We start from the raw sequence: 3,478 nt of genomic DNA on the forward strand, positions 1-3,478 counted from the left end.
GGCCGACCGAGCGGTCACCACGCCGGCACAGCTCGACGATCTCGGCCTTGAACTCCGGCGTGAACGAGCGGCGAGGGCGAGGCTTCTTCTTCCCCATGCTCTCCATGATGGACATCCTCCCGGGGACGAACCCCTGATCTCGGATGTCCGCCAAAGCGGATCAAGCCCAGATGTGCCAGGGCGCCGAATCCACCGATGTCCGCGAAGAGCCACCGGACACTGGCGAGGACGCGGGAACCGCCCAACCCTCCCGGGAGGGTCCGCCTGAAGTTTCTGTCGCCGACGAGGATCCTTCGTCCGAAGATGCGCGCCCGGGCATGGGCACTCGGACCCTGGGGCCACCGCGTAACGGAAGCATGCGCGATGCGATCCTCACACTCCTGTGCGCCGCTCAAGAGGCAATGTCCATCACCGATATCGCGGCGGCGGTGCGCCCGGGAGCGGACGCGACGGTCCGCTCATCCGTAGGAAAAACCCTCAACCGTATGAAGCAACTTGGCGAGGTGGAAAACGTAGCACCGGGAATGTTCCGGGCCGTGCTGTCATCCCGGGCCGCTTGATCCACCCGAGAACGACCCTAACCCAACAAGCAGGCCTCCCTCGATTAGCGGTCGAGGGAGGCCGCCAAACACGCGAACGGACGCTTCTCCTAGCAGGGTTCCGGTCCGTCGCGCACGTTCACTCTAGCGCCCCCACGGGTGGCGCTATAGAGCCTCTGCGCCATTCCGCACTTGAGCGTGCACGACTGACCTCAAAGAGGCAATTGGGGATCAGTCATGAGCACATTGGGTCGCATTCGATCCGGGCCAGAGCGCCAAGCCCAGGGCACGCTCCAGTCGGCAGACCGTCAGCACATCCGGCCAGGTGGCGCCCGCCAGCAGATCGCCGATGGTCTGTCTGCCGACGTTGCTCTGGGCGGCCAGGGCGCGCAGCGAGAGCTCCGGCCTCTCACGCAGGGCGGCGGCGAGGCGGCGGGCAATCGTCTGGACCACCGCCGCGGCGGGCTCCCCGGCGATCCGGGCATCCGGCCACTCCTCCGGATCGACGGCGTAGCTCCATGGCGGCGCCGTGCGCGCTCGGCCTCCGGTCATAAAGATGCGTTCCTTCAGATCGTGATCGACACTGACACCAGTGGCCGGTTAACCGGCCACCTGTCATGGGCCTTGCGCCTGGAGGTCGCTGTGCCGAATCGCCTGCTGGCCTACGCACCGAAGGCGGAGACGGTGCCGCCCACCCAGTGGCGCCGCATCGCTCCGGTCGTCCGCTCGCTGGGATTCATGGCCGCCGCAGCGGGGCTCTACGGCCCAGACGTGGTCATGACACCGCTCGCACGGCTGGTCGCCTGGGTCGAGGCCCAGGGCCTCCCGCTCGAACCCTCGGTGATCCTTGACCAGAGCACCGTCGAACGGTTCATCCTCGTCGGCTGCCGCGACATGGCCGCCAACAGCCGCCGAACCTGCAGCAGCCAGCTGCGCCGGGCCTCCGAAGCACTCCTGCTGGACCAGCTCGGACAGCATCCGCCGATCCGGCTGAAGGCCACTGCCGCCCCAGTGGCCCCCTACCCGCCGACGGAAATCGCCTACTGGCTGATCTGGGCGCAGAGTCTGCCCACCCCCGCCCAGCGGCGCAACGCCTGTCTTCTGTTCTGTCTCGGCGTCGGCTGCGGGCTCGCCGTTGAGGATCTTGTGTACGTTCAGGGGCGGGACATCCTCGCGGGCCCAACCGGCCGGGCACTGGTCAAGGTGCACGGGCGCCGTCCGCGCACTGTCGTATGCCGGTACGCCTACGAGGAACTGCTGCTGGCGGAAGCCGCCGACATCCCGGCAGACGCGTACGCCTTCCGGCCGGACTGGCAAGACCGCACCAGCAAGCACATCGCATCGGACTGGCTGGCCAGGTACCCGCGGATCATCGGCCGTTGTGACGGTGCAGTGCTGCAGACCCAGCGGCTGCGCACGACCTGGCTCGTCGAACTGCTGAATGCAGGTATTCCGCTGAAGGTGATCCTCAAAACGTCCGGACTCGGGACCCTGCACAGCCTCTCGCGCTGCCTCGTCTTCCTCCACGACGTGCCCGAAGCGGAGGCATCTGATCTGTTGCGGGGGGCGGCATGAGCAGGAAGAACTCGGAGGACAAACCTTGCCGACGTACCGGCCTCGCCCTACGCCCTGCACCGCAGGCCCCCGGCCGTACCCTCAACGACCGCGTTGTGAGGCAGGTCTTCGACCTCGTGCGCCACAGCGGAGTACTGGAACGCCTTCCCTCCAACGAGCACCGGCCAGGCCCGAAGGGCTTCCCGTTCCGCACAGTGCTGATCGGCCTGATCCTGTCGCAGTACATGGGCAAGAGCGCGAACATCAACGACGCATGGGAGACGCTCTTCTTCGCCCTGTCTCCAGGGTCCAAAGCCCTCCTGGACGTCCCCGACGTCGACCTGCACATCCGCGAGAGCGCAACCCGAGAAGAAATCGACCGCGTCGCGCACCACCAGTACGCGACGTCGAAGCGCGTCTACCGGTCCTGGGCCTCGATGACCCGGCGCCTCGACCCGGCACCACACGACCGCCGCAAGCGGCTGTCGCTCAGCGAGGCCAAGAAGATCCGACGGAAGTGGAATGCCCTCGCCAACCAGGACACCGTGCGCAACCTGGAGGCCATCGCCCAGGATCTGATTCTCGCTCCGGTGATGGCTTCCTACCGGCGCGGCGACTTCGCTCGGTGGCCTGGCCACATCGCGGTCGACGACACTCCGGTTCCGGTCTGGGGCAAAGAGCCGGACTACCACCAGGACCGGGCCTCGCTTGAGATCACCGCCGGGATGTACGTGAAGGGAGGAAGGCAGAAGAAGTCGGGGCCCAGCGGCAAAGCTGCAGCCTCCACGAACACTGGCACCCGGCGCGGCACGGCAAACAAGCCAGTGCCTCGCAAGACCAAGTCGGCACGGGAGAAGAAGGCCAAGACGCCGGAGAAGAGAGAGTTCCGCTACGCCATGATGGCTGCGTTCCCGGGCCATGGCCATGGCGACCTCGCCGGCGCCTACCCCGCAGTCTGCCTCGGCATGATCCTTCACACCCCGGGCACCGAACCCGGCCCGGCCGCCCTGCGCGCCATCCAGCCGACCTTCGAACGAGGCCTGGTCAAAGACCTGTTCTGCGCCGACCGGGGCATCACCCAGGCCAAGCCTCACAACCTGCATCTGCAGCTGCTCACACTCGGCCTCAACGCGGTGAAGCACTACAACGACGACAAGGCCGACCGGCAGGGAGAGTTCCGCGGTATGCAGCTGGTCGGCGGCGAGTTCTACTGCCCGCTGATGCCCACCCCGCTCGTCACTGCAGGCGCCACATACATCGATAGCCGCACGGACGAGGACCGCGCCCACGGACTCAACCTGATCCAGTCCCGGAAGGACTACCAGACCAAGATCAAGGAGTACGGGCCCGCAGGGGACCAGCGTCGACAGTGCCCCGCCCTCGGG

Annotated in this window: 3 protein-coding genes and 1 pseudogene; 3 read left to right on the forward strand and 1 reads right to left on the reverse strand. The window is 67.0% G+C overall.

What is annotated here, in order from left to right:
* The first annotated feature begins 356 nt into the window (after positions 1 to 356).
* Positions 357 to 560, forward strand: coding sequence for a hypothetical protein (locus tag GUY61_RS36215; protein ID WP_166634545.1), 204 nt, complete (start codon positions 357 to 359; stop codon positions 558 to 560).
* Between the two features lie 210 nt (positions 561 to 770).
* On the opposite strand, the gene GUY61_RS36220 is transcribed toward GUY61_RS36215, so the two are convergent.
* On the reverse strand, positions 771 to 1,091 hold the full coding sequence (locus GUY61_RS36220) for a helix-turn-helix transcriptional regulator (RefSeq protein ID WP_079259476.1): 321 nt from the start codon (positions 1,089 to 1,091) through the stop codon (positions 771 to 773).
* A 21-nt stretch (positions 1,092 to 1,112) separates the two neighbouring features.
* Between GUY61_RS36220 and GUY61_RS36225 the strand changes: the two genes are divergently transcribed.
* Both GUY61_RS36225 and GUY61_RS36230 read left to right on the forward strand, forming a co-directional pair.
* A complete protein-coding gene (locus GUY61_RS36225; protein WP_166634546.1) occupies positions 1,113 to 2,114 on the forward strand; it encodes a hypothetical protein in 1,002 nt (333 codons plus the stop codon).
* 95 nt (positions 2,115 to 2,209) lie between these two features.
* Positions 2,210 to 3,478, forward strand: a pseudogene (locus GUY61_RS36230) (hypothetical protein); the annotation flags it as partial.

The organism is Streptomyces sp. GC420, from assembly GCF_009916105.1.
Classification (GTDB): Bacteria; Actinomycetota; Actinomycetes; order Streptomycetales; family Streptomycetaceae; genus Streptomyces.

What these genes read in the sequence shown, in the direction of transcription:
- GUY61_RS36215 (WP_166634545.1), top strand. Translation starts at nt 357, where the DNA reads ATGCGCGATGCGATCCTCACACTCCTGTGCGCCGCTCAAGAGGCAATG.
- GUY61_RS36220 (WP_079259476.1), bottom strand. Translation starts at nt 1,091, where the DNA reads ATGACCGGAGGCCGAGCGCGCACGGCGCCGCCATGGAGCTACGCCGTC.